The organism is Leisingera sp. G5_S3_59_S7 (genome assembly GCF_054968485.1).
Map to the genome: position 1 here is coordinate 16,504 of NZ_JBQKUH010000010.1, position 20,984 is coordinate 37,487.

A 20,984-nucleotide genomic window follows, 5' to 3' on the forward strand; every position below is an offset into this window, starting at 1 on the left:
GTTTTCATGCAAAGGACCGCTCTGATGCCGCGTTACATAGCTCCTGAAATCGAAGCACGATGGCAGAAAGCCTGGGACGAGGCCGGAATTTTCCAGGCCAAGCGAACCGGCGATAAGCCCAAGTACTACGTGCTGGAGATGTTCCCCTACCCGTCGGGCAAGCTGCACATGGGCCATGTGCGCAACTACACCATGGGCGACGTGATCGCGCGCTACAAGCTGTCCACCGGCCATAACGTGCTGCACCCGATGGGGTTTGACGCCTTTGGCATGCCCGCCGAAAACGCCGCGATGGCCTCTGGCGGGCACCCCAAGGACTGGACCTACTCGAACATCGACACGATGGTGGAGCAGATGAAACCGCTGGGCCTGTCGCTGGACTGGAGCCGCATGTTTGCCACCTGCGATCCGGAGTATTACGGCCAGCAGCAGGCGCTGTTCCTCGACTTCCTGGAGAAGGGCCTGGTCTACCGCAAGAACGCGGTGGTGAACTGGGACCCGATTGACATGACCGTGCTCGCCAACGAGCAGGTCGAGAACGGCCGCGGCTGGCGCTCCGGCGCGCTGGTGGAGCGGCGCGAGCTGACGCAATGGTTCTTCAAAATCTCCGATTTCTCCGAAGAGCTGCTGTCGGCGCTGGACGGCTTGGAAAACTGGCCCGCAAAGGTCCGCCTGATGCAGGAAAACTGGATCGGTAAATCGCGCGGCCTGCAGTTCTCGTTTGAGCGCACCGATGGCGGTGAGCCGATTGAAGTCTACACCACCCGCCCTGACACGCTGATGGGCGCGTCCTTCGTCGGCATCTCGCCCGACCACCCGGTCGCCAAGGCGCTGGAAGCCGAATCGGAAGAGGTTGCGGCGTTTGCCGCCGAGTGCCGCAAGGGCGGCACCACCGAGGAAGCCATCGAGACGGCGGAAAAGCTGGGCTATGACACCGGCATCCGCGTCAAGCATCCGCTGAATCCGGAATGGGAACTGCCCGTCTGGATCGCCAACTTCATCCTGATGGATTACGGCACCGGCGCAATCTTCGCCTGCCCGGCGCATGACCAGCGCGACCTGGATTTCTGCCGCAAGTATGATCTGCCGGTGACCAACGCCTTCTTTGCACTGGATGAGGACGCGCCGGTCGCGGCCGAGGCTCTGGTGCCGCCGAAGTCCGAAAAGGTCCGCTGGGTCGACCACTTCGCCGGGCTGACCGAGGCGACTGGCGAAGAAGCGATCAACGCCACTGTCGATTTCGCGGAAAAAGCCGGCTGGGGCCAGGGTGTCACCAAATACCGCCTGCGCGACTGGGGGCTGAGCCGCCAGCGCTATTGGGGCTGCCCGATCCCTGTCGTCCATTGCGAAGCCTGCGGCGTGGTGCCGGAGAAGAAAGAGAACCTGCCGATTGCCCTGCCCTATGATGAGGGCGGCAAGCCGATCGACTTCTCGGTGCCGGGCAACCCGCTGGACCGCCACCCGGACTGGCGCGACTGCGAATGTCCGTCCTGCGGCAAGCCGGCCCAGCGCGAAACCGACACCATGGACACCTTCGTGGATTCGTCCTGGTATTTCGCCCGCTTCACCGCTCCGCGCGCCGAAACCCCGACCGACATGGCCGAGGCCGAATACTGGATGAACGTCGACCAGTACATCGGCGGCATCGAGCACGCGATTCTGCACCTGCTGTACTCGCGCTTCTTCGCCCGTGCGATGCACATCTGCGGCCACCTTCCGGAGAAATCGAAGGAGCCGTTTGACGCGCTGTTCACCCAGGGCATGGTGACCCACGCGATCTACAAGACCACAGGTGAGAACCACCGCCCGGTCTACCACTACCCCGAGGAAGTGGAGCTGAAAGACGGCAAGGGTTTCCTGAAGGACGGCACAGAGGTGGAGATCATCCCCTCCGCCAAGATGTCGAAGTCCAAGAACAACGTTGTGGACCCGCTGCACATCATCTCGTCCTTCGGCGCGGATACCGCGCGCTGGTTCGTGCTGTCCGATTCGCCGCCCGAGCGGGACGTCGAATGGACCGCGTCTGGCGCCGAGGCTGCGCACAAGCACCTGACCCGGGTCTGGAACTTGTGCGACCGGATCGGAGAGATGGACCGGAACGCAGAAGGTGAAGGCGATGAAGACCTTCTGCGCGAGATGCACAAATGCATCCGCGACGTGACGCTGGGCATCGATTCCTTCGGTTTCAACGCCGCGATCGCCAAGCTGTATGCCTTCACCGGCACGCTGTCGAAATCCAAGGCCAGCTACAAGGTGCAGCGCGAGGCCGTGATGACCCTGGCGCAGCTGATGTCCCCGATGACCCCGCACCTGGCGGAGGACATCTGGAACCATCAGGGCGGCGAAGGCCTGTGCGCCACCGCGCCCTGGCCGGTTGCGGACGAGGCGATGCTGGTCGAGGACACCGTCACCCTGCCGATCCAGATCAACGGCAAGCGCCGCGGCGAGATTGAGGTCGCCAAGGATCTGGACAAGGCAGAGGTTGAAAAACTGGCCCTTGCGCATGAAGCTGTGCAAAAGGCGCTGAATGGCGGCGCTCCGAAAAAGGTGATCGTGGTGCCGGGCCGGATTGTGAATGTCGTTGCTTAACCGCAGAACCCTGCTGCTGGCCCTGCCCCTGCTGGCAGCGGCCTGCGGCTTTACCCCGGTGTACGCCCCCGGCGGCACCGGGTCCGCGCTGCATGGGCGGATCGCGGTTCTGGCGCCGGAGGAAATCAAGGGCGCCACTGGCACCGATGCCTATTTCCTGGTGCAGAACCTGGAACAGCGGCTGGGCCGCGGCGGCAGCGCAGCCTACAAGCTGGATCTGACGCTCAGCACCCAGGAAGAAGGCCAGGCGATTACCGCGGATAACGAGATCACCCGCTACTCGGTGATCGGAACGGTTAACTATTCCCTAACGGAATTGTCAGCTGGCAATATCGTCTCCAGCGGCACCGTGCGCAACTTCACCGGCTACTCGGCCACCGGCTCCACCGTGGAAACATTGGCGGGCGAGCGGGACGCGCATGAGCGGCTGATGGTGATCCTGGCGGACCAGATCACCACCCAGATTCTGGCAACGGCGGACCTCTCCGCTCCGGCAGAATGAAGCTCTCCCCGCGCGAGGCCGACGGCTATTTCGCCAAGCCCGATCCGGGCAAGACCGGCATCCTGATCTATGGCGCCGACGCCATGCGCGTGTCGCTCAAGCGGCAGCAGGTGCTGGCCGCACTGCTTGGCCCCGGCGCCGAGGAAGAGATGCGCCTGAGCCGCCTGCCCGGCAGCGACCTGCGCAAGGATCCGGCCCAGCTATTGGACGCGGTCAAGGCAGTGGGGTTCTTTCCCGGCGTCAGGGCGGTCTTTGTCGAGGGCGCCAACGACACGGCCACGCCCGCCATCACCGCAGCGCTGGAGGAATGGCAGCCGGGCGACGCGCAGATCGTTGTCACCGCAGGCCAGCTGAAAGCCTCCTCCAAGCTGCGCAAGGCATTTGAAGGCCACAGCAACGCCTATGCGGTTGGCATCTACGACGACCCGCCCTCGAGGGCCGAGATCGAACGCATCCTGGGCGAGGCCGGCATACGCGACGTGCCCGGCGACAGCATGTCGGCGCTGACGGATATCGCCAATGACATCGGCCCCGGCGATTTCTCCCGCATGATCGAGAAACTGGCGCTTTATAAACACGGCGACAGCAGCCCGCTGTCGCTGGAGGATATCAGCGCCGTTGCCCCGCAATCGACCGAAGCCGCACTGGATGATGTGCTGAACGTGGTGGCCGAAGGGCGCAGCGCCGAAATCGGCCCGCTGATCCGCCGCCTTCAGGCGCAAGGCACCAACGCGGTGACGCTGTGCATCGGCGCAACCCGGCATTTCCGCACGCTTTACACCATCGCCTCTGCCCCCGGCGGCCCCGCACAGGGCATCGGCCAATTGCGTCCGCCGCTGTATGGCAAGCGCCGCGACCGGATGCTGCGGCAGGCGCAGAACTGGGGCGCGAACCGGCTGGAAACCGCGCTGACGCTCATCACCGACACCGATCTGGCATTGCGCTCTGCCGGTCAGACCGCGCCGGCGCTGGCGCTGATGGAACGGGCGCTGATCCGGCTGGCAATGCTGGGCCGCGCCCGCTGATTTGGCTACGCACCGTCCCGCTTGATCCGCCTTGGTCTGCTGCCCATCTTAACAGCACAAGAACAGGAGAAAGACGATGTATACCGTCACCGGCACCCCGCTCACCCGAACCTTCCGGGTGCTTTGGGCCCTTGAAGAGCTTGGCCAACCTTACGAGCTAAGCCAGCACGGCCCCCGCAGCCCGGAAGTTCAGGCGCTGAATGTTTCGGGCAAGGTGCCGGTGCTGCAGGCGGAGGGTGAGGTCATCACCGATTCGACCGCCATCATCACCTATCTGGCTGACAAACACGGTGCGCTGACCGCACCCGCCGGAACCGTGGCCCGCGCCAAGCAGGACGCGATGACTCATCTGCTGCTGGACGAAATCGACGCCGTCTTGTGGGCTGCGGCCCGCCACAGCTTTATCCTGCCCGAAGAGCAGCGGGTGCCGGAGGTGAAAGGCAGCCTGAAATGGGAATTCGGCCACAATCTGGCGCGGCTCGAAAGCAATATGGCCGGTCCCTTCCTGATGGGGGAGGATTTCACCATAGCCGACATCATCTGCACCCACTGCCTGAATTGGGCCCGCAGCGCCAAGTTCCCTGTCGAGGGGGAGAAACTGCAGGACTACGGCAAGCGGATGCGGGAGCGCGAGGCGTTTCAGCGGGTTGCAGCGCTGGCCAAATAATCCGCCGCAGCCCGCCCTGCCCAGCGCCCGGTCGCGAGGCATCCGGTCAGAAGATAGCCGCCCGTCGGCGCCTCCCAATCAAGCATCTCCCCGGCACAGAATGTTCCGGGGAGTTGTTTCAGCATCAGGGTGTCATCCAGTGCATCCCGGCAGACCCCGCCTGCGGTGGAGATCGCCTCATCCATCGGGCGCAGGCCTGCGTGCTTTACCGGCAGCGCCTTGATCAGCTGCGCCAGGGCCTGCGCCTCCTGCGGCAGCGGGCGTCCGAATTCCTGCAACACCGCCGTTCGCGCAGGCCCCAGCTTCAGCACCTTGCGCAAATGGTTAGAAAAACTCGCCTTGCCGCGCGGGCGGGACAGACGGCGGGCAATCTCCGCCGCGTCCAGGTCCGGCAGCAGATCCATGTGCAATACGGCGCCCTCCCGGACCGCCGCGCAGACGGAATAAACGCCGCCGCCTTCCAAGCCGCGTTCTGAAATGACCGCTTCGCCGCGCGATACCAGACTGCCGGCGCGCAGCGCGATACCCTTCAGCGGCTGGCCGAACTGAGGCTTCATATGCGCGGACCACTCGACCAGAAGCCCCGTATTGGCTGGCTGGAACGGCGCGATTTTCACGCTCTCTTCACGCAGATACGGCACCCAGGCCCCGTCCGAGCCCAGCCGTGCCCAGCTGGCGCCGCCCAGCGCCAGAATCACGGCCCCGGCCTCGATCCGTTGCGGGCCCTGCGGCGTCTCAAAGGCCAGCGCCGGACCGTCCCATCCACTCCAGCGCCAGCGAGTGCGGATCTGAGCGCCGTCCCCGTCAAGCCGCGCCAGCCATGCACGCAGCAGCGGCGAGGCCTTCATCACCGTGGGAAACACCCGGCCCGTCGATCCGGTGAACAACGCGCTCCCAAGACCCTGCGCCCAGTCCTGCACGGCCTGCGCATCAAAGGCGCGGATCATCGGGCCCAGCCAGCCCGCCGCGCCGCCATACTGCGTGATCAGCTGTTCAAAAGGTTCGTCCTTGGTCAGGTTCAGGCCGGATTTGCCCGCCATCAGAAACTTGCGCGCCACCGACGGCTTGGCCTCGATCACCAGCACCCGGTGCCCGGCGCGGCCCAGCTCCTCTGCCGCCATCAGCCCCGCAGGCCCGGCGCCGATCACCACTGCGTCCCACGTTTCCGTCATACCATCCCCTTGCCAGCCCCTGCCGCCAGCGTGTCTATTCACCGCACGAAACCGCAAGAGGCCCGCACATGTCCGATCCGGTCTGCCCGCTTTGCGGCCGTCCCATCCCAGACGGTGTCCCGCAAAGCCTGCACCATCTGATCCCAAAACTGAAAGGAGGCAAGGGCGGGCCGACCGTGCTGCTGCATGATATCTGCCACCGCGAAATCCATGCGGCGCTGACCGAGGCGGAGCTGGCCCGCGAATACAGCACCCCCGAAGCGCTGAAAACACACCCGCGGCTGGCCAAGTTCATTGCCTGGGTGCAGAAACGCCCACCGGGCTTCCGCTCCCGCGTGCCTGGCAAGCGGCGTAAGCGTTAAGTGATTTCGAGCCCCAGAAAGGCAGGGCTGTCGCGCAAGTCCGCCCCGGCAATATGCTGGAATTCCAGCGTCGTATACGGCCGCTTCCACAGCCACGGCCGGTTGCCAACAGCCTGCAGATCCGGATCCGGCGGGGTTTCGTCCGTATAGGCCAGGAAGTGCAGGTCAAAGCCGAACTCAGCCACGTCCTGAACCGACAGCAGCGTCATGTCCGCGCGCATGGCCAGCTCGGCGGCAATGTCGCCGGTGCGCAGGGTGATTTGACCCAGATGCGCCCCGCCGCCCAGCGGCAGCGCCGGATCGCCTGCCCCGTCAGGCCGTTGGCCCTGGAAGTCGTGCTGCAGCAGCTCGATGGCAAAGCCTTCGGGATCGTGCAGATGCGCCATATAGCCGATGTTGCGGAACTGGTGCGGGGCAGAAACTTCTATCCCCTTCTGCCGCAGCTGTTCGCAGGCGGTGTCCAGATCGGGCAGGCAGATGCCGATTTTCCAATACCGCTCATCCCGTGAATGCTGCACCGGGCGGCCGCCCGGCTGCAGGACCAGATCGGCGTCCGCCCCTGCATAACCTGCGCGCCAGCCGCCGTTTTCGCTGCGCGCCGTCATGCCCAGCACATCCGAATAGAACCGGGCCAGCCGTTCGGGATCCTGCACCTGCAGCTGAACGCCGGACAGCCGCTTCACCGGCACATCCTCAGGATCCCGGCGGCGGTCTCCGGCCTGGCCTCCAGCGAATGCGCCAGCAGCTCATGCGCGGTGGCCATCAGCGCCTCCGGCTCCACGATCCGGTCGACGAGGCCGTAATCATAGGCCTCCTGCGCGGTGATCTTCTGTCCTGCCGCCAGGATCATCTTGGTGCGGGCAGGCCCGATCAGCGCCGCCATCCGGCCCGCGTCCGAGGGCTGGGGCAGGTAGCCGAGCTTCATCACCGGATAGAAGAATTTGGCTGACGGCACGGCAATGCGGATATCACAGGCCAGCGCCATGCCGTTGGCGCCGCCTGCCAGGGTTCCGTTCAGGGCGGCCACCTTCAGGCAGGGCACAGCGGCCATCGCATTCGACAGCCGCTCCCACACCGGAGAAGTCGCCAGACCGGCCCGCGCCTCGTCCAGATCTGCACCGGCGCTGAAGACCTTGCCGGTGCCGGTCAGGATCAGCCCGCGCGCTTCCTGCGCGCGTTTAGCAATCTCTGCCAGCTCTGTCAGCATCGCTTCCGTCAGCGAATTGGCCTTGTCAGGGCGGTTGATTGTGATGGTCCACAGGCCGCTGTCCGCTATGTCCAGACCGATCATACCAAACCGGCCCTCTGGCGGATGCTGTCCTCGCGCAGGGAGACTTCCTCGCCGACATAATCGTCCGCGTCGGCTGTGCACATCCACATCAGCGTCCGGGCGGGCCATTCGGCGGGAATGTGGTCCTCCCACTCCAGCTCGCTCACCGGGTTGATGCCGCTGGCCTTGATCTCGCGCTGCATCTGGGTGGCCACCGTGCCCGGTGACAGGCCTATGGCGCGGATGCCGTTGCCGCGCTCCTCCAGATCCAGCGCGCTGGTCAGCATCGCCGCCCCCGCCTTGGAGGTGCAATAGGCGCTCCAGCCTTCCAGCGGCCGGTGCGCCGCGCCGGAGCTGACGGTTATGATGGTGCCGCCGCCTGCGGGCTTCATCAGCGGCAGCGCTGCCCGCATCCCGTTGAACACGCCCTTGACGTTGATATCGATCAGCTTGCCCCAGTCTTCGGGCTGCGCCGCCTCCAGCCTGGCAATCGGCTCAATCACCCCGGCATTGTTGATCAGGACATCGAGGCTGCCGAATTTCCGGTGCGCCTCAGCCAGCGCCGCCTCCACCGCGGCATAGTCAGCCACATCGCAGGCGAAGGTCAGCACATTCCCGCCGATCTCCGCCGCCAGGTCCTGCAGCGCCCCGCCGCTTCTTGCCAGCAGGACCAGATTGGCCCCGGCAGCGGCAAAGACCCGGGCTGCATCCGCGCCGATGCCCCGGCTGGCCCCGGTAATTGCAACTGTTTTTCCATTGAAATCCATCCGCTGTCCCTCCAAGTGGCTGCTGACCCAAGTGGTAAAGCGGTTACGGGGAACGGTCCAGCCCATGGCCCCCTTGACGGCACTGCCCGCCGGGCCGACGATGATTTCAATTATCTCACAGAGGAAGGTTCTCTAATGTCCCGAATTTTTGCGCGCGGCGGTGCCGCAGCGGCAATTTTGGTTGTTTCAGCGCAGGGCGCCCTGGCCGATCTGAGCGCTCAGGATGTCTGGGCCGAATGGAAAGCCTATCTGACCAGCACCGGCTATACCGTGTCCGGCACCGAATCCGTTTCCGGCAGCACCCTGACCGTCTCCGATGTGTCGATGGTCATGCCGATCCCCGAAGAGGACGGGTCCGGCACCGTCAGCCTCCCGGAAATTCAGTTCGTGGAAAACGGCGATGGCACCGTGAACCTGCTGCTGCCTGCGGAATTTCCGGTAGGGTTCGAATTCTCAGGCGACGGCGAAACATTCTCGGGCAAGCTGATCTATACTCACGACGGCGCGCCGATGACGGTGGCCGGCGACACCGAAAACATGAGCTATGATTACCGCTCCTCCAAGGTCACCATGACGCTGGCAGAGCTGGCCGCCGATGGTGAGGCCGTGCCGGACGGCGTGGCGAATGTCCTGGTCACCCTGAACGATGTGACCACCACGACCGACATGACGATCGCGGATGTGCGCACCTACAAACAGTCGCTGTCCGCCTCCAGCCTCAGCTACGACATGGGTTTCAAGGACCCGGAAAGCAACGGCAACGGGTCTTTCAAGGGCGCGCTGGAGGGGCTCAGCTTCAAGGGCACCAGCACCGTTCCGGCCGGTCTCGACGCCCCCGACATGGCGGCGCTGCTGGAGGCCGGTTTTGCCTTTGACGGCACCTTCACCTTTGCCGGCGGCAACGGCTCGATTTCCGGCCAGGACGGCAGCGAAACCTTTGCCATGGAAAGCAGCTCCGAGGGCGGCTCGGTCGCGGTGGCGATGGACAACCAGCACCTGACCTATGACCTGTCGCAAAGCGGCACCAATGTGAACATCACCGGGTCAGAGATCCCCTTCCCGCTGGCGCTCAGCATGGCGGAAGCCGGGTTCAAGCTGATGATGCCGCTTGCCCAATCCGAGGAAGAGCAGGATTTCGCCCTGGGCGTCACCCTGCGCGACTTTGCGGTTCCGGAGATGCTGTGGGGCATGGTCGATCCGACCGGCCAGCTGCCGCATGACCCGGCCACCGTCGTTCTGGACCTGGCCGGCAAGGGCAAGGTGCTGTTTGACATGTTTGACCCGGAAGCGATGGAATCTGTCGAAGCAGGCGAGGCACAGCCCGGCGAACTGAACGCGCTGACCGTCAAGCAGCTGCAGGTCTCTGCCGCAGGCGCTGAGCTGACCGGCACCGGCGACTTCACCTTCGACAACGAGGACCTGACCAGCTTTGACGGCATGCCCGCCCCCTCGGGCGAGGCCAACCTCAAGCTGACCGGTGCCAATACCCTGATCGACAAGCTGATCCAGATGGGCCTGATGACCGAGGGCGACGCCATGGGCGCACGGATGATGATGGGTATGCTGGCAGTGCCGGGCGAGGGTGAGGACACGCTGACCTCGAAGATCGAAATCTCCGAAGACGGCCAGATTCACGCCAACGGCCAGCGCATTAAATAACCGTCAAATACCTGACGGGATCTGTAAGGGGGCTGCCATGCGCAGCCCCCTTTTTTACAGCCCGCACTTGCGGCAGGCCGCCTCACTGGATAGCTCTTTTACAGAGCAGAACAGAAGGTGCCCATGACCCAGTCCCCCGAAGCGCTTTGCCACGCCCTGATTGACGCCGCCCGCAAGGCCGGCGCGGATGCCGCTGATGCCATGGCTGCCGAGGGCAGCTCTCTCAGCATCGAAGTGCGCGAGGGCAAGCTGGAGCATGCGGAGCGCTCTGAGGGCACCGACCTGGGCCTGCGGGTGTTTGTGGGCAAGCGGCAGGCGCTGGTATCGTCGTCGGATATGCGCCCGGAAACCATCGCTGCCATGGCCGAACGGGCCGTGGCGATGGCCAGGGAAGCACCGGAAGACCCTTATGCCGGCCTCGCCGAGCCGTCGCAGCTGGCGCAGGATTGGGACCTGGGCGCGCTGGAGCTTGAAGACCCCAGCGGCGAGCCGGAACCCGCCGCCCTGCAGGCAGATGCCCTGGCCGCAGAGGCTGCCTGCCATGACATTGACGGCATCACCCAAGTGCAATCCGCCGCGGCGGGCTATGGCCGCCATGCGGTGCATCTGGCGGCCACCAACGGATTCTCCGGCGGCTACCAGCGCACTGGCCGGTCGCTGTCCTGCACCGGGATTGCGGGCACCGGCACTGGCATGGAGCGCGACCACGATGGCGACTCGCGCACCTTCCAGGCGGATCTGCGCAGCGCTCAGGACATTGGCAAAACCGCCGGCGAACGGGCCGTTGCCCGGCTCGGCGCGCGCAAGCCCAAGACCGGCAGCTTTCCGGTTCTGTTTGACGAACGCATCTCCTCCTCCCTGATCGGGCATCTGATGTCGGCCGCAAACGGCGCGGCCGTTGCCCGCGGCTCCTCCTGGCTCAAGGATTCGCTGGGCCAGCAGGTGCTGCCCGAAACGCTTTCGGTCATCGAGGACCCGCACCGCCCGCGCATTTCCGGTTCCCGCCCGTTTGACGGCGAGGGGCTGCCGACCCGCCGCCGCACTGTGGTGGACAACGGCGTGCTGACCGGCTGGACGCTGGACCTTGCCTCCGCCCGCAAGCTGGGTCTGGAAAGCACCGGCAACGCCGCCCGCGGCATCGGCGGGGTGCCCTCGCCCTCGACCTGGAACATCGCGCTGACCCAGGGCGGGGCCAGCCGCGAGGAACTGATCGCACAGATGGGCACCGGCCTGCTGGTCACCTCGATGATCGGCTCCACCATCAACCCCAACACTGGCGACTATTCCCGCGGCGCCTCAGGCTACTGGGTGGAAAACGGCGAGATCGCTTATCCGGTGAACGAATGCACCATCGCGGGCAACTTGCACGACATGCTGCGCCGGATTGTTCCGGCCAATGACGCGCGCACGTATCTGTCCACCGTGGTGCCGTCGCTGCTGGTCGAGGGGATGACACTTGCCGGCAACTGACCTTCCCCTGCTTGTAAAAGCGGCGGAACTGGCCGGAGACATCGCATGCCGCTTCACAGGTCCCGAGGCCAGAAGCTGGGACAAGCCCGGCGGCGCAGGCCCGGTGACCGAAGCAGACCTGGCCGTGAACGCCATGCTGGAAGACATGCTGCAAAACGCGCGCCCCGGTTACGGCTGGCTGTCGGAGGAGACAGAGGACACCGCCGCGCGGCTGACACGGGACCGGGTGTTCATCATCGACCCGATCGACGGCACCCGCAGCTTTGCCCAAGGCTCCCGCACCTGGGCGCATTCCATTGCGGTTGCGGAAAAAGGCGTTGTGACCGCGGCGGTGATCTACCTGCCGCAGCGGGAGCTGATGTACACCGCAGCCGAGGGCCAGGGCGCCGCCTGCAACGGCGCCCCGATCCAAGTGTCCGCCGCCGTTGATCTGGCCGCAACGGAAGTGCTGGCCGCCAAGCCCAATCTGCAAGCGCATCACTGGCTGGGCGGCACCCCGCCCGCGTTCATCCGCAGCTACCGCCCCTCGCTGGCCTACCGGCTGGCCAAGGTGGCGGACGGCCGGTTCGGCGCGATGCTGACGCTGCGGCCCAGCTGGGAATGGGACATCGCCGCGGGCGACCTGCTGCTGCGCGAGGCCGGCGGCACCATCACCGACAGGACCGGCACCCCCTTGCGCTTCAACAACCCGGCCCCGCGCCTGAACGGCGTGGTGGCCGGCAGCCGCGCCTTGCACCGGACCCTGCTGAGCGCGCTGGACCCGGACAGCCCCGGCATCACTGGACATTGACAGCGCGCGGCCTTAAGCCGCGGTAGCAGCCGCGGCCGCAGCACCGACAAGTTTTTCACAGACAAACCCGCATGTTGCCGATACCTTGGGCCGGAAATTTCAGATCGAACCAGATGCAACGGCGAACCACAGCTCCCAGCCGCCAATCCGTGCTGCAGCCCCGTCCCAACGGCGAGCTGCTGTGGGTGCACGCAACCACGCCTGAGCGCTACCTGGCGCTGTGCGATATCGGCCGCCGTCTCAAGAACCTGCGCCCGGACCTGTCGGTTCTGGCAAGCTGGGAGCCGGACCTGCGGCTGACCGGCACCGTCGGCTGCGATGTTCCCGTCGGCCCGCTGGCTGAAGACACCCCGGCGGAGGCGCGGGACTTCCTGAGCCACTGGCAGCCTGACGCCTGCATCTGGACCGGCCCCCCCGCCCGCCGGGTGATGCTGCGGCAGCTGCGCGAGCAGGGCACCGGGGTTCTGCTGGCCGACCTGCTGGAGGATGAAGTCCCGAACCGGGCCAGCCGCTGGCTGCCGGACCAGCGGCGGCGCCTGCTGGAGGGCCTGTCCTGCATCCTGACCCCGTCCAAGGCGGTGCAGGCGCGGCTGGTCCGGACCGGCTTTCCGGCGGAGCGGGTAGAGCTGGCCGGCAAGCTGCGGGTTTCCGCTATTCCGCCCGGCTGCAACGATGATGAACTGGCCGCGATGCAGCAGACCCTGGGCAGCCGCCCGGTCTGGCTGGCCGCCCATGTCAAGCTGAGCGAGCTGGCCGGCATCCTGGACGCCCACCGGGGCGCCTTGCGGCTGCTGCACCGGCTCTTGCTGGTGATCGCGCTGGATGATCACGCGGACTTGGACGCCGCCCGCAGCCTGCTGCAGGACAGCGGGCTGTCCTTCGCCGATTGGGAGACCGGCGGCGAGCCGGAGGATTTCACGCAGGTGCTGCTGACCGGCGGCGAGGATCTGGGCCTCTGGTACCGGCTGTCTCCGGTTGCGCTGATCGCCAGCAGCCTGGACCCCGCGGCCCAGGGCCAGTCGCCACTGGATGCTGCTGCCTTGGGCTCGGCCCTGCTGCACGGCCCCGGCATCCACGCCCACCGCGACCTGTACGAGCGCTTGGCCAAGGCCGGCGCTGCCCGGCCGGTGCGGACGCAGGAGGAAATGACCGATGCCGTGGTCGCAATGTCGGCGCCGGACAAGGCGGCAGAGATGGCGCTGGCCGGCTGGCAAAGCGTGACCGAAAGCGCGGCCACGACCGACACACTTCTGGAAAAGGTTCAGGACCTGCTGGACCAGCGCGAGGATTCCGATGCGGGCACCTGATTTCTGGCATAAGCCGCCGGGCGAATTCGATGTGCGGGCCGCCATGCTGGCGCCGCTTGGATGGGCCTATGCGCGCGCCACCGCGTCAAGAATCGCCAAGGGCAGCCCAGCCGCACCCGGCGTGCCGGTTATCTGCGCCGGCAACCTGAACGCCGGCGGCACCGGCAAGACGCCCACGGTGATCTGGCTTCTCGAAACCCTGCGCAGCCAGGGGCATGAGCCGCATGTGGTGACCCGCGGCTACGGCGGCACGCTGGAGGGGCCGGTGCAGGTGCTTCCCGGCAAGCATGAGGCTGCGCAGACGGGCGATGAGCCGCTGCTGCTGGCCGCCTTTGGCGAAGTCTGGGTTGCCAAGGACCGCGCAGCTGGCGCCCGTGCCGCTGCCGCAGCTGGAGCGACGGTCATCATTTTGGACGACGGCTTTCAGAATACTTCGGTGGCCAAGGATCTGTCGCTGATCGTGGTGGATGCGCAGCATGGGTTCGGCAACGGCCGCTGCCTGCCGGCCGGTCCGTTGCGGGAGCCGGTGGCCGACGGGCTGAAACGCGCGGATGCTGTTCTGTCGATCGGGCCGGAGGCGGCCCAGCAGGCATTCGCCGCCGCCTGGGGCAGCCAGCTGCAGGGCCTGCCGCATTTCACCGGCGCGCTGGAGCCTCTGCAAACGGGTATGCCCTGGATCGGCACCCGCGTTCTGGCCTTTGCCGGCATCGGCCATCCGCAGAAATTCTTCGACACCCTGCGCAGCCTTGGGGCGGACATTGCCCGGGCCGAGGCGCTGGACGATCACCAGCCGCTGACCCCGGCACTGCTGAACCGGCTGGAGAATGAAGCCAAGCTGCGGAATGCTCAGCTGGTCACAACGGAAAAGGATGCCGTCCGCCTGCCCGACAGCTTCCGCCGCAAGGTGATCACCCTGCCTGTAAGACTGCGGGTTGCCGGGGATGACGCGCTGAGAGACCTGTTGCGGAAAGCTGCGCCCGCGCCCTGACCCGCACCGGGGTTAGCCGCAGGATTCGCTGTGGCCGCTAAAAGAAAAAAGCCCGGGCACACGGCCCGGGCTTTCCATATTTGCAGCGGAGCGCTTTAGCTTTCCAGCTCTGCGTCCAGCAGCTTTTTGAACTCTTCATACGACTGGTTCGAGATCTTCTCGCCGTTCAGGATGAAGGACGGCGTCGACTCGATGCCGTGCTCGGTCGCGTTCTCCTGATACCAGGTCACCAGGGTCTGCGCCTTTTCGCCGTCCTGCAGGCAGGCTTCCAGCTGCTCGTTCTCCAGACCCGCCAGACGGCCGATCTTGCGCAGCTCATCAACGATTTCAGATGCACCGCCGGCGCGCGCCCACTCAGATTGGCCCTTGTAGATCAGATCGGAAATGCCAAAGAACTTCTCCGCCCCGTTGCAGCGCGCGATCATCGACGCCCACAGTCCGTAACGGTCAAAGTAGACCTCGCGGTAGACGAATTTCACCTTGCCGGTGTCGATGTAGTCTTCCTTCAGCTGCTTGAAGACCGTGTTGTGGAAATTGGCGCAGTGCGGGCAGGTGTAGGACGCGTATTCGATCAGCGTGACCGGCGCGTCCTCAGCTCCCAGGGTCATCTCGGTGATGGTCGAGGTGTCCACTTCGGCCTCTTGCGCAAAGGCAGCGCCGACCAGCGGATTTTCCGGCAGCTTGCTCTGGCCGTTGAACCCGGAAAGGGCATAACCGCCCGCAACCACCGCAACTGCGGCAAACACACCAGACATGAGACGGGTCATTTGAACCCCTTTCCTTGCGTTTTCTGTTTTGTCAGCACATTGCGCCCCAGGCGTTCCAGGGCGGCGCGCAACTCTTCGTTTTCCACCCCTTCGGCTGCCTTGCTGGCCTCCGCAGCGTCCTGCGGGTCCGGCTGCAGCGGCGCTTGCACCTTGGGGGCATATTTGAATTCCACGCGGCCGTCGGAAAATCCCGTCGGTGCCGTTTGCGTGATCCGCACTTTCGAGATGGCGTTGAAGCCGTAAACCGCATTCACCCGCTCGCGCAGGCGTTCCTTCTGCATCTCCAGCATCGGCGCGTTGGCCCCGGTCGTCAGAACCGTCAGCGTGGCGCCAAAGGAACCGCGGCCATAACCGACATTCACAGGCCGCGCCATGGCGGCAATATCCGGGCCTGCGATCTCTTCCCAATGGGTCAGCAGCCGGGACACCGCGAATCCCCGGCTTTCTCCCGCCTTGCGGATCTGCTCGTTGAGGAGCTTGGAGGTTCGTGCGAACCCGCGTGTTGTGCTGCGCCTGAATGCCATGATCTAGCTTTTGCTCGACTGCGTACCCTATTGTAAAGAGCCCGAGTACAGGTGCCAGCCTAACCGAAAGCCAGGGAATAACGAATGCGTGACTTGAACAGCAATGCCGGGGAAATGAGCGGAGAGCTGCTGGCCTGGTACGATATCCACGCGCGCGAAATGCCCTGGCGCGTCAGCCCGGCAGAGCGCGCCACCGGAATCCGTCCTGATCCTTACAAGGTCTGGCTGAGCGAGGTGATGCTGCAGCAAACCACCGTGGCCGCGGTGCGGGAGTATTTCCTGCGCTTCACCAGCCGCTGGCCGACGGTGCTGGATCTGGCCGCGGCAGAGGACGCCGACGTGATGAGCGAGTGGGCGGGCCTTGGCTATTACGCCCGCGCCCGCAACCTGCTGAAATGCGCCCGCACGGTGGCCGCTGAGCGGGAGGGGGTCTTTCCGGACAGTTATGAGGGGCTGCTCAAGCTGCCCGGTATCGGCCCCTATACCGCCGCTGCCATCGCCTCGATCGCCTTTGACCGGCCGGAAACCGTGCTGGACGGCAATGTCGAGCGGGTGATGTCCCGGCTGCATGATATTCACGAACCCCTGCCTGACGCGAAGCCCGTGCTGAAAGAGCGCGCGGCAGAGCTGACCCCGGACCAGCGGCCCGGCGACTATGCCCAGGCGGTGATGGATCTGGGGGCCACCATCTGCACCCCCCGCAACCCGGCCTGCGGCATCTGCCCCTGGCGGGACCCTTGCGCGGCGCGGGTGGCCGGCACGGCCCCTGAGTTGCCCAAGAAAACACCGAAGAAGCCGAAACCCACCCGGTACGGCATCGTCTACCTGGCCAAGACCGCGCAGGGCACCTGGCTGCTGGAACGGCGCCCGGACAAGGGGCTGCTGGGCGGCATGCTGGGCTGGCCGGGGTCGGAGTGGAATGAGGCCCCTGCCCCCAATCCCCCCTTTGCGGCGGACTGGCAGGACCTGGGCGGCGAGGTGCGCCACACCTTCACCCACTTCCACCTGATCCTGCAGGTGATGACCGCTGAACTGCCCGAAGGGTTCAACCCCGCCGCGGATCAGGAGCTGTTCCCCCGCCACGACTTCCGCCCTGCCAGCCTGCCCACGGTGATGCGCAAGGCCTTCGACCTTTACAAGGGGCGTTAGGTCAGGCTGCCCGGCTCTTGGGTTTTCAGGTCTTTGGGCCTAGGGTCGGCGCAAACGCGCGCTGACTGATTGGGAGACACCGGCATGATTGCCCCCGAAACCCTTGCCCGCTGGCAAAGCGCCCTGCCGTTCTGGATGTCCTTTCTGCTGCTGCCGCTGGTCTGGATTGCCGCGCTGCAGGGGGGCTGGGCGCTGCTGCTGCCGCCGCTGGTGACCTGGCATCTGTTTGCGGTGCTGGACGGGATGTTCGGCCTAAATCTGGAAAACGCCGATCCGCAGACGCCGGACAGCGACTTGAAATGGTACAAGGCGCTGACCGCGGCCTGGGTGCCGCTGCAATTCCTCACGCTGTTCGGCCTGATCTGGTACGTCAGCGGCGCGGATCACCTGAACGGCTTTGAGAAATTCGCCGCCTTCTTTGGTGTTGGCGTGGTGACCGGCGCCGTCGGCATCAACTACAGCCACGAGCTGATGCACCAGTCCAGCCGGGTGGAACGCTGGCTGGGGGATATCCTTCTGGCGATGGTGCTGTACTCGCATTTCCGGTCTGAGCATCTGCTGGTGCATCACCGCTATGTCGGCACCCCGCGCGATCCGGTCACCGCGCGCTACAACGAGGGTTTCCACCGCTTCTATCCACGGGTGCTGCGGCAGTGCTGGCATTCCGCCTTCCGCGCCGAGAAGGAAAAGCTGGCGAAGAAAAACCGCCCCTGGACCGACCGTTCCAACCCGTTCTTCCGCTACTGGGCGCTGCAGGCGGCCATGCTGCTTCTGGCGCTGCTGCTGGGCGGGGTAACCGGCGTGCTGTTGTTCCTGGTGCAGGCCGGCACCGCCATCTGGCAGCTGGAGGTGGTCAACTACGTCGAGCATTACGGGCTGACCCGTAAGCATCTGGGCGATGGCAAGTATGAGCCCGTCCAGCCGCGGCATTCCTGGAATGCGGCGCACAAGGCGTCGAACTGGCTGCTGATCAACCTGCAGCGCCACTCAGACCATCACTACAAGCCGAACCGGCGCTTTCCGCTGCTGCAAAATTATACCGAGGCTGACGCGCCGCAGCTGCCCTATGGCTACCCGGTGATGACCATCGCGGCGATGATTCCGCCCTTGTGGCGCCGGGTGATGAACCCCCGCGTGCGGCGCTGGCGGCAGCGGTACTATCCCGAGATCACCGACTGGCACGCCTATAACAAGGCGCAGAACCCGCTGCCGCGCTAAGGCTCAGCCCCAGGCCAGGACGGTCATCGGCTGATCCAGCCCGCGGACCTCCTGCCCGGGGTGGCGGGTGGCGCCATCCAGCAGCTCCGGCTCTGCCCGCTCCGCCTTGACCTGCTCCGCCAGCGTTTCACTGACTACGATCCTGGCTTGCAACTTGCGCGTCAGGTTCTCCAGCCGGGCGGCAACATTAACCGTCATGCCGATCACTGCATATTCCAGCCGGTTGGCACCAATGTCGCCCAGCAGCGCCTCGCCATAATGGATGCCGATTCCGGCGCGGATCTCCGGCTTGCCCTGTTTCGCGCGCTCCCGGTTCCATTTCGCCAGCGAGTCCCGCATGGCATGGGCGCAGGCCAGCGCGTTGCTGGCATCCCGCACACCCGACACCGGCGTGCCGAAGGTCGCCATCAGCCCGTCACCCAGATACTTGTCCAGCGTGCCGTGATGGCGGAACACCTCGCGCTCCATGCGCCCGTGGAATTCGCGCAAAAGATCAATCACCACCCGCGGATCCATCTCCGCTGACAGCCGGGTAAAGCCGACGATGTCGATGAACAGCACCGCGACATTTTCGCTGCGCACCTGTTTCAGCGGCTCGTCGTTCTGCGACAGCTGCTCGACCACATTTGGCGAAAAGTAGCGCGACAGGTTCGCCCGCTCCCGCGTCAGGCTGGCATTGCGCCGCAGCAGCCCGTTGAACCGGCGCACCGAGAAACCCAGCGTCACCGCCACCAGCACAAAGACCACGGCCTCCTGCACCCGCAGCCGCACGACAAAATCATTGGGGTCGAAAAACGCCAGCAGATGCGGATCCCAGGGGAAAGCTGCGCGGGCAGCTTCGCTCAGACCGGGAAGCGGGCTGGAAAACCACCACGCCAGCGCCAGCGCGCCCAGCCACATCGCTGCTGTCCAGACGCCCATCGCAATCACCGTGCGCCAGGAATAGGCCATCGTGCCGGCCGCCAGAATAACAAAGAAATACTGAAAGTTGTCGAACCGGTACTGCATGGCCACGGGAAATTCCTGGCTGGCAAACGGGTTCGGCACCACCATGCCGACGGTCATAATCAGCAGATCGGCAAAGATCAGGGCCAGCTCCACCCGTGACCTCCCGACCCGTCCGGCGCGGCTGATGAACCAGCCGTTCAGGCACAACAGCAGCAAAATCCCCTGATAGTACAGCATCTCCCAAGCCGGATTGATGAAAATCAGGAACACGCCGATAACCGGCATCGCGATCCAGCGGGCCCGCACCGCCAGCTGCAGGCCGCGCCGCTTGTGCGCATCCAGTGCCGCCTCTGCGAACTTGCTTTCGGCGGATGCGGCCTGCTGCAAGCTGCCGCGCTCCGCCGCCTGAACTGCGCTGGATCCGGACGCAAAGGCGGTATCGGTCATTGGCTTTCCCTCCTGCGCGCTGGCTGCTGCAGCGCCGGCACTTCAGATAAATGCCCTGCGATGCACAGGGAATAGCGCATCGGGCCGCACAGGCGCAAAAAACCCCGCCTTGGGCAGGCGGGGCAAGGTGTGCGGCTGCGCATTCAGCACAGGCGCCTGCAATAGACTGTTGTGTTCTGAAACCGTGGCCGTCAGTTCTGCATCTCGGCCCGGATCTGCTGGCGCAGCACGTCGATCGGCACTGTTTTGCCATCGCGCTTGAAGCACCAGTAGGTCCAGCCGTTGCACGAGGGCGCGTTTTCCAGATGCGCGCCCACCTGATGGATCGAGCCCTTGATGTTGTCGCCGATCAGCGTGCCGTCTGCGCGCACCTTGGCCTTGTGGCGGCGGTTCATCGAGTACAGCTCCTCGCCCGGGCGCAGCATACCGCGCTCAACCAGCTGGCCGAACGGCACCCGCGGCGCCGCGCGCTTGCTGGCGGAAACCTCCAGCGCCTCGCGGTCGAATTTGCGCACTGCTTTGATGCGTTTCTCCGCCACCTTGCGGTAGGCTTCCTCGCGCTCGATGCCGATGAACTCGCGGCCCAGCATCTTGGCCACCGCGCCGGTGGTGCCGGTTCCAAAGAACGGGTCCAGCACCACGTCGCCCGGGTTGGTCGCGCCAACCAGGATCCGGTGCAGCAGCGATTCCGGTTTCTGGGTCGGGTGCGCCTTGTCGCCGTTCTCGTCCTTGATCCGCTCATGGCCGGTGCAGATCGGCAGCACCCAGTCGCTGCGCATCTGGATGCCTTCGTTCAGCGCCTTCAGCGCCTCGTAGTTGAAGGTGTATTTCGCGCCCTCGGACTTCGATGCCCAGATCATCGTTTCATGCGCGTTGGTGAACCGCTTGCCGCGGAAGTTCGGCATCGGGTTCGACTTGCGCCAGATGACGTCATTCAGCACCCAATAGCCTTCGTCCTGCAGCACTGCGCCGACCCGGAAGATGTTGTGGTAGGAGCCGATTACCCAGATCGAGCCGTTCGGCTTCAGCACCCGGCGTGCCGCCTTCAGCCACTCGCGGGTGAACTGGTCATATGCTTGAAAACTGGAAAACTGGTCCCAGTGATCGTCCACGGCATCAACTTTGGAGTTGTCGGGACGGTGCAACTGGCCTTTCAGCTGCAGGTTATACGGCGGATCCGCGAAGATCAGATCGACCGAATTGGCCGGCAGACTGTTCATCGCCTCGACGCAGTCCCCGCCAATAATCGTGTTTAAAGGGAGCGCTGCCGCGCCCTTTGTCATGGTTTTATTCATTGCTCTGCCTCATAACCGCGGCGCATTTTTGCGCTCATTTGGTTGTCCACAGGATGAGTCATCGCGGA

20 protein-coding genes are annotated in these 20,984 nt (G+C 65.1%); 12 read left to right on the top strand and 8 right to left on the bottom strand.

Annotation, left to right across the window (positions count from 1 at the left end; translation table 11 throughout):
* Positions 1–24: 24 nt before the first annotated feature.
* The 4 genes from leuS to ACTRWG_RS07105 all read left to right on the top strand — a co-directional run bounded on the left by leuS (position 25) and on the right by ACTRWG_RS07105 (position 4,783).
* Entirely contained in the window at positions 25–2,589 is a 2,565-nt protein-coding gene (gene leuS / locus ACTRWG_RS07090; protein ID WP_027236042.1) for a leucine--tRNA ligase, read from the top strand.
* Positions 2,576–3,091: an LPS assembly lipoprotein LptE gene (gene lptE, locus ACTRWG_RS07095; protein ID WP_260028806.1), complete on the top strand. Its 516-nt coding sequence runs from the start codon at positions 2,576–2,578 to the stop codon at positions 3,089–3,091. The genes leuS and lptE overlap by 14 nt, the downstream gene beginning before the upstream one ends.
* On the top strand, positions 3,088–4,116 hold the full coding sequence (gene holA, locus ACTRWG_RS07100; RefSeq protein ID WP_435661173.1) for a DNA polymerase III subunit delta: 1,029 nt from the start codon (positions 3,088–3,090) through the stop codon (positions 4,114–4,116). The genes lptE and holA overlap by 4 nt, the downstream gene beginning before the upstream one ends.
* A 76-nt stretch (positions 4,117–4,192) precedes the next feature.
* The gene (locus ACTRWG_RS07105; RefSeq protein WP_027236039.1) at positions 4,193–4,783 is read left to right on the top strand and encodes a glutathione S-transferase family protein; all 591 of its coding nucleotides are present in this window, start codon (positions 4,193–4,195) and stop codon (positions 4,781–4,783) included.
* On the opposite strand, the gene ACTRWG_RS07110 is transcribed toward ACTRWG_RS07105, so the two are convergent.
* A complete protein-coding gene (locus ACTRWG_RS07110) occupies positions 4,756–5,955 on the bottom strand; it encodes a TIGR03862 family flavoprotein (RefSeq protein ID WP_462829161.1) in 1,200 nt (399 codons plus the stop codon). The two genes, ACTRWG_RS07105 and ACTRWG_RS07110, sit on opposite strands and share 28 nt — an antisense overlap.
* Positions 5,956–6,023: 68 nt before the next feature.
* On the opposite strand from ACTRWG_RS07110, the gene ACTRWG_RS07115 reads away from it, so the two are divergent.
* Complete coding sequence (locus ACTRWG_RS07115; protein WP_027236037.1) at positions 6,024–6,317, top strand: HNH endonuclease; 294 nt, start codon at positions 6,024–6,026, stop codon at positions 6,315–6,317.
* Here the strand turns inward: ACTRWG_RS07115 and ACTRWG_RS07120 are convergent.
* The 3 genes from ACTRWG_RS07120 to ACTRWG_RS07130 are packed head-to-tail and all read right to left on the bottom strand — an operon-like array spanning position 6,314 to position 8,354.
* Positions 6,314–7,000: a VOC family protein gene (locus tag ACTRWG_RS07120; protein ID WP_462829162.1), complete on the bottom strand. Its 687-nt coding sequence runs from the start codon at positions 6,998–7,000 to the stop codon at positions 6,314–6,316. The two genes, ACTRWG_RS07115 and ACTRWG_RS07120, sit on opposite strands and share 4 nt — an antisense overlap.
* On the bottom strand, positions 6,997–7,608 hold the full coding sequence (locus ACTRWG_RS07125; RefSeq protein ID WP_462829163.1) for an enoyl-CoA hydratase/isomerase family protein: 612 nt from the start codon (positions 7,606–7,608) through the stop codon (positions 6,997–6,999). The genes ACTRWG_RS07120 and ACTRWG_RS07125 overlap by 4 nt, the downstream gene beginning before the upstream one ends.
* On the bottom strand, positions 7,605–8,354 hold the full coding sequence (locus ACTRWG_RS07130) for an SDR family oxidoreductase (RefSeq protein ID WP_027236034.1): 750 nt from the start codon (positions 8,352–8,354) through the stop codon (positions 7,605–7,607). Before ACTRWG_RS07130 ends, ACTRWG_RS07125 begins: the two co-directional genes overlap by 4 nt.
* 135 nt (positions 8,355–8,489) lie before the next feature.
* Here ACTRWG_RS07130 and ACTRWG_RS07135 point away from each other — a divergent pair, with 135 nt between their 5' ends.
* From ACTRWG_RS07135 to lpxK, 5 genes are all read left to right on the top strand, one after another.
* On the top strand, positions 8,490–10,013 hold the full coding sequence (locus ACTRWG_RS07135) for a DUF2125 domain-containing protein (protein WP_462829164.1): 1,524 nt from the start codon (positions 8,490–8,492) through the stop codon (positions 10,011–10,013).
* A gap of 123 nt (positions 10,014–10,136) precedes the next feature.
* Positions 10,137–11,483 carry a TldD/PmbA family protein gene (locus ACTRWG_RS07140; protein ID WP_462829165.1) on the top strand — a complete coding sequence of 449 codons (1,347 nt, stop codon included), beginning with the start codon at positions 10,137–10,139 and terminating at the stop codon, positions 11,481–11,483.
* Positions 11,470–12,273, top strand: a complete 804-nt coding sequence (locus tag ACTRWG_RS07145) for an inositol monophosphatase family protein (protein WP_462829166.1) — start codon at positions 11,470–11,472, stop codon at positions 12,271–12,273. The genes ACTRWG_RS07140 and ACTRWG_RS07145 overlap by 14 nt, the downstream gene beginning before the upstream one ends.
* Before the next feature lie 113 nt (positions 12,274–12,386).
* On the top strand, positions 12,387–13,580 hold the full coding sequence (locus ACTRWG_RS07150) for a 3-deoxy-D-manno-octulosonic acid transferase (protein ID WP_259967713.1): 1,194 nt from the start codon (positions 12,387–12,389) through the stop codon (positions 13,578–13,580).
* Complete coding sequence (lpxK, locus tag ACTRWG_RS07155; protein ID WP_462829167.1) at positions 13,567–14,568, top strand: tetraacyldisaccharide 4'-kinase; 1,002 nt, start codon at positions 13,567–13,569, stop codon at positions 14,566–14,568. The genes ACTRWG_RS07150 and lpxK overlap by 14 nt, the downstream gene beginning before the upstream one ends.
* A 95-nt stretch (positions 14,569–14,663) precedes the next feature.
* Here lpxK and ACTRWG_RS07160 read toward each other — a convergent pair whose 3' ends face one another.
* The gene (locus ACTRWG_RS07160; protein ID WP_027236028.1) at positions 14,664–15,335 is read right to left on the bottom strand and encodes a DsbA family protein; all 672 of its coding nucleotides are present in this window, start codon (positions 15,333–15,335) and stop codon (positions 14,664–14,666) included.
* Positions 15,332–15,859 carry a DUF721 domain-containing protein gene (locus tag ACTRWG_RS07165; RefSeq protein ID WP_027236027.1) on the bottom strand — a complete coding sequence of 176 codons (528 nt, stop codon included), beginning with the start codon at positions 15,857–15,859 and terminating at the stop codon, positions 15,332–15,334. The genes ACTRWG_RS07160 and ACTRWG_RS07165 overlap by 4 nt, the downstream gene beginning before the upstream one ends.
* Before the next feature lie 84 nt (positions 15,860–15,943).
* Between ACTRWG_RS07165 and mutY the strand changes: the two genes are divergently transcribed.
* Together mutY and ACTRWG_RS07175 are read left to right on the top strand one after the other, a co-directional pair.
* Complete coding sequence (gene mutY / locus ACTRWG_RS07170; RefSeq protein ID WP_027236026.1) at positions 15,944–17,008, top strand: A/G-specific adenine glycosylase; 1,065 nt, start codon at positions 15,944–15,946, stop codon at positions 17,006–17,008.
* A gap of 84 nt (positions 17,009–17,092) precedes the next feature.
* A complete protein-coding gene (locus ACTRWG_RS07175; RefSeq protein ID WP_027236025.1) occupies positions 17,093–18,226 on the top strand; it encodes an alkane 1-monooxygenase in 1,134 nt (377 codons plus the stop codon).
* 3 nt (positions 18,227–18,229) lie between these two features.
* On the opposite strand, the gene ACTRWG_RS07180 is transcribed toward ACTRWG_RS07175, so the two are convergent.
* On the bottom strand, positions 18,230–19,621 hold the full coding sequence (locus ACTRWG_RS07180; protein ID WP_027236024.1) for an adenylate/guanylate cyclase domain-containing protein: 1,392 nt from the start codon (positions 19,619–19,621) through the stop codon (positions 18,230–18,232).
* 191 nt (positions 19,622–19,812) lie between these two features.
* Positions 19,813–20,916 carry a site-specific DNA-methyltransferase gene (locus tag ACTRWG_RS07185; protein WP_027236023.1) on the bottom strand — a complete coding sequence of 368 codons (1,104 nt, stop codon included), beginning with the start codon at positions 20,914–20,916 and terminating at the stop codon, positions 19,813–19,815.
* Between the last annotated feature and the right edge of the window lie 68 nt (positions 20,917–20,984).